The organism is Aeromonas sp. QDB68, from assembly GCF_027707405.1.
In the GTDB taxonomy this organism is placed as follows: domain Bacteria; phylum Pseudomonadota; class Gammaproteobacteria; order Enterobacterales; family Aeromonadaceae; genus Aeromonas; species Aeromonas caviae.
Map to the genome: position 1 here is coordinate 1 of NZ_JAPCIQ010000168.1, position 4,072 is coordinate 4,072.

General features: G+C 61.9%; 4 protein-coding genes. All 4 read right to left on the reverse strand.

Annotation, left to right across the window (positions count from 1 at the left end):
* Nucleotides 1-94 precede the first annotated feature (94 nt).
* The gene (locus tag PG892_RS21760) at nucleotides 95-475 is read right to left on the reverse strand and encodes an energy transducer TonB (RefSeq protein WP_223920298.1); all 381 of its coding nucleotides are present in this window, start codon (nucleotides 473-475) and stop codon (nucleotides 95-97) included.
* 146 nt (nucleotides 476-621) lie between these two features.
* Nucleotides 622-792, reverse strand: a complete 171-nt coding sequence (locus PG892_RS21765) for a YqaE/Pmp3 family membrane protein (protein WP_010673454.1) — start codon at nucleotides 790-792, stop codon at nucleotides 622-624.
* A 57-nt stretch (nucleotides 793-849) separates the two neighbouring features.
* On the reverse strand, nucleotides 850-1,359 hold the full coding sequence (gene nrdG / locus PG892_RS21770) for an anaerobic ribonucleoside-triphosphate reductase-activating protein (RefSeq protein ID WP_052815464.1): 510 nt from the start codon (nucleotides 1,357-1,359) through the stop codon (nucleotides 850-852).
* A gap of 113 nt (nucleotides 1,360-1,472) precedes the next feature.
* On the reverse strand, nucleotides 1,473-3,590 hold the full coding sequence (gene nrdD, locus PG892_RS21775; protein WP_052814900.1) for an anaerobic ribonucleoside-triphosphate reductase: 2,118 nt from the start codon (nucleotides 3,588-3,590) through the stop codon (nucleotides 1,473-1,475).
* Nucleotides 3,591-4,072 lie beyond the last annotated feature (482 nt).

Below are 4,072 nucleotides of genomic sequence, written 5' to 3' on the forward strand. Positions count from 1 at the left end.
AACAGCCTTGCTCCCCCAACTCAAGTCGCATTTATGAATAATTAGTCAAAAATGTGCTTATCTGAACAGCATTGCGGCCTGGCCGGGGTGTTTGTCATTTCACTTCCACTTCGAATCGGGCCACAACCCGAGCCGGAATGGCTTGCTGATTCTGCTCCGATGGCCGGTAGCGCAGCTGCGCCAGCCCGGAGATGGCGATGAGATCCAGCACGCCGGGGGGCTGGGACTCCAGTACCTCTGGGCTGAACAGCGTGCCATTGGAATCGATGAGGTAGCGAAGGGTCACATACCCCTTGACCGGCCTCTTCGCCGGCAGCCCCCCGACCGGGTTAAACCTGATGGCATCCCCCACCAGCACCCAGTATTCGGGCAGCGTTTCCCAGGTGACATCCACCGGAGGCTGATTCAGCTTGGCGGTGGGGCTGGCACAGCCCCCGAGCAGGGCCAGGGCGGCCCACAGCAACAACCCTTTCACTCGCACTCGACATTCCCTCTTCGTTGTATCGCTCGACTCCATGAGCGACGCGCCAGTGTCAGGCAAAGGGGCTCATCCTGGAAGCCCCCATCTGGCAGGCAAAAAAAAGCCAACCCCGGAGGGCTGGCCTTGTGATCTCTCACGACTCAGGCGCGCTTGTCGCTTACCACCAGCCAGAGGGCATGGACCATGCCGGGCAGACCGCCCAGCAGGGTCAGCACTATGTTGATGAGGAAATGGAGGCTGAAGCCTACCTGGATAAAGGCGCAGACCGGGGGGAGAAAGATGGCCAGCAGGATCTTGAGCAGATTGTTCATCGGGATTCCTCGTGTAAACAGCGCTTGGGGTTGGCCTAACCATAAACACCCAAAGCCTCAACTGCAAACCAGACAGGGGATCCGCTCTCCTCCTTTCCGCCAGGCGTTGAGGTCGTGAACCATCTGATTGCGGCTGCCACGCCAGAGCAGACCGGGATCCGCCAGGGCCTTCTCGAACCTGCCATCCACCAGCACGTCCAGCAAGGCCACCAGCTCCCGCTGGGCCGGGCTGAGATCGGCCAGCAGATAACCGGTCCAGCACCAGATGTCCTTGCCGGGGCACTCGGCCCGCACCCGCTTCACCAGCGCCAGCACATGCGGCACGTTGGCGGGGTGGAGCGGATCGCCGCCGGAGAGCGACAGTCCGCGCCGCTTGATGCGGCTGTCGTTGAGATCGTGAATGATGCGATCGCTCATCGCCTCATCGAACGGCTTGCCCCCATCGAGCCGCCAGGTGCTCTGGTTGTAGCAACCGGGGCACTGGTGCTCGCAACCCGACACGAACAGGGTGGCGCGGGTGCCGGGGCCGTTGATCACATCGACCGGGTAGTACTGGTGGTAGTGCATTCGAGTTCTCCGGGTTAACGGCCAACCCCCTCCCAACCTCCCCCTTCGAAAGGGGGAGGAGCTTCTTTGCCCCCTCCCCTGCCAAGGGGAGGGCTGGGGTGGGGTCTGCCCGCTTACATATGCTTGACGCGGCGCTTCACCTCTTCCTGCTTGCCCGCGTTGAAGGGGCGCGCATCCGGGCTGCCGAGATAGCCGCACACCCGGCGGGTCACCGACACCTTGGCCGGGTCGTGGTTGCCGCAGCGCGGGCAGGTGAAGCCCTTGGAGGTGCACTCGAACTCGCCGGTGAAGCCGCAGTCGTAGCACTCGTCGATGGGGGTGTTGGTGCCGTAGTAGGGCACCTTGTCATAGCTGTAGTCCCAGACATTCTCCAGCGCCTCCAGGTTGTGCTGGATGTTGGGGTACTCGCCGTAGCAGATGAAGCCGCCGCTGGCGATGGGCGGATAGGGCGCCTCGAAGTCCAGCTTGTCGTAGGGGTTCACCTGCTTCTCCACGTCCAGGTGGAAGCTGTTGGTGTAGTAGCCCTTGTCGGTCACCCCGGCCACCACGCCAAACTCCTTGGCGTCGATGCGGCAGAAACGGGTGCAGAGGTTCTCGCTCGGGGTGGAGTAGAGACTGAAGCCGTAGCCGGTCTCCTCCTTCCACTCGTCGGTGGCCGCCTTGAGCCGCGCGATGATGGCGATGGCCTTCTGGCGCAGGGTCTCGCTGTCGAACAGGTGGACGTCTGTGCCATAGAGGGCGTTGATGGTCTCGTGTACCCCGATGTAACCCAGCGAAATGGAGGCGCGGCCATGTTTGAAGATCTCGCTGATGTTGTCATCGGCCTTGAGGCGCACCCCGCAGGCCCCCTCCATGTAGAGGATGGGGGCGACCCGGGCCTTGACCCCGTCCAGGCGCTTGATGCGGTACATGAGCGCTGTCTTGGCCACCCGCAGGGCGGCATCCAGCTTGTCCCAGAAGTCCGCTTCATCGCGGGATTTCAGGGCAATGCGCGGCAGGTTGAGGCTCACGACACCTAAGTTGTTGCGCCCTTCGTGGACCAGCTCGCCATTCTCCTCGTAGGCACCGAGGAAGGAACGGCACCCCATGGGGGTCTTGAAGGAGCCTGTGACCTTGACCACCTGGTCGTGGTTGAGGATGTCCGGGTACATCCGCTTGGAGGCGCACTCCAGCGCCAGCTGCTTGATGTCGTAGTTGGGATCCCCCTGCTTGTGGTTCAGGCCATCCTTGATGGCGAACACCAGTTTCGGGAAGACGGCGGTCTTCCTGTTCTTGCCAAGGCCGGCGATGCGGTTGCCAAGGATGGCGCGCTGGATGAGGCGCGATTCCCAACTGTCCCCCAGGCCAAAGCCGAAGGTGACAAACGGCGTCTGACCGTTGGCGGTGTGCAGGGTATTGACCTCGTATTCGAGGGACTGGAAGGCGTCGTGGCACTCCTTCTCGGTGCGGGCCATGGCATAGGCATCCACGTCCCTGATCCCCCACTCCTCGGCCACCTCCCGGTGCTTGTGCCAGCTGATGGCCACATAGGGTGCCAGCACTTCGTCGATGCGGTTGATGGTGGTGCCGCCATAGATATGGCTCGCCACCTGGGCGATGATCTGGGCGGTCACCGCAGTGGCGGTGCTGATGGATTTGGGAGTGTCTATCTCCGCGTTGCCCATCTTGAAGCCGTGGGTCAGCATCCCCTGCAGATCGATCAGCATGCAGTTGAACATCGGGAAGAAGGGGGAGTAGTCAAGATCGTGGAAGTGCAGGTCGCCGCTCTCGTGGGCCTGCACCACGTCACGGGGCAGCATGTGACTGATGGCGTAATGCTTGGCGACGATGCCCGCCAGCAGGTCACGCTGGGTCGGGATCACCTTGGAGTCCTTGTTGGCGTTCTCGTTGAGCAGGGCCGCGTTGGTCTGCTCCACCAGGCCGCGGATCTCCTGGGCCAGACGACCCCTGGCCTCGCGGGCCTGATCCCGGTCGTGACGGTATTCGATGTAGGCACGGGCGATGGCCTTGTCGTCGGAGGCCATCAGGTGGTTCTCGACCCGGTTCTGGATCTCGTGGATGTCTACCTCCCCTCGCCCCTCCAGCTCCTGGCTGACAGCGGCGGCAATGCGCTCTGCCAGCGCCGGACTGGCCTGATTGACCGCTGCCGCCGCTCGGCTGACCGCATCGCGGATCAGTTGGCCATTGAATGGTGCACGACATCCATCGCGTTTGATCACTACCGGTTTCATCGATTTTCCCCGTATTGAAAGACCTGGTGGCCACCCTCGGCTCACCCTCGTTGAGTCCCCTTCTCCACGCCCGTCCCCGGCGCAAACAAGGTCAGCCAAGGCTTGAAACACCTGGGCTGACACTGAGAGGGCGACCACTTATGCACAGCTTTATGACACTATATATGGGTGTTTTTTTTATGCTTACCCCTATATGTGGGGTCTATTAGGCACCAAAGCGGTACCCTGTTTCTTGATCCAGAACAGGTTTTGGAAGGAGTGGGGCAGTTCACAACCAGCGCCCAAAGAGGCTATCTCTGTGCATCCCAGACGGGGGGCGGGCTGGCGCCCGATGGCAGGCCGCAGGGGAGGATAGCACCATCTGACAACAATTGACCGAGGCAACCAGCAGCCGGAACGCACATATTGACATCCTCCCCCACCTTCGCGCTTCGCGTCTCAGGAGGGGGATTCCCATTACTGGGTGATAGCTGCTCGCGCAG

What these genes read in the sequence shown, in the direction of transcription:
- nrdD (WP_052814900.1), bottom strand. Translation starts at nt 3,590, where the DNA reads ATGAAACCGGTAGTGATCAAACGCGATGGATGTCGTGCACCATTCAAT.
- nrdG (WP_052815464.1), bottom strand. Translation starts at nt 1,359, where the DNA reads ATGCACTACCACCAGTACTACCCGGTCGATGTGATCAACGGCCCCGGC.
- PG892_RS21765 (WP_010673454.1), bottom strand. Translation starts at nt 792, where the DNA reads ATGAACAATCTGCTCAAGATCCTGCTGGCCATCTTTCTCCCCCCGGTC.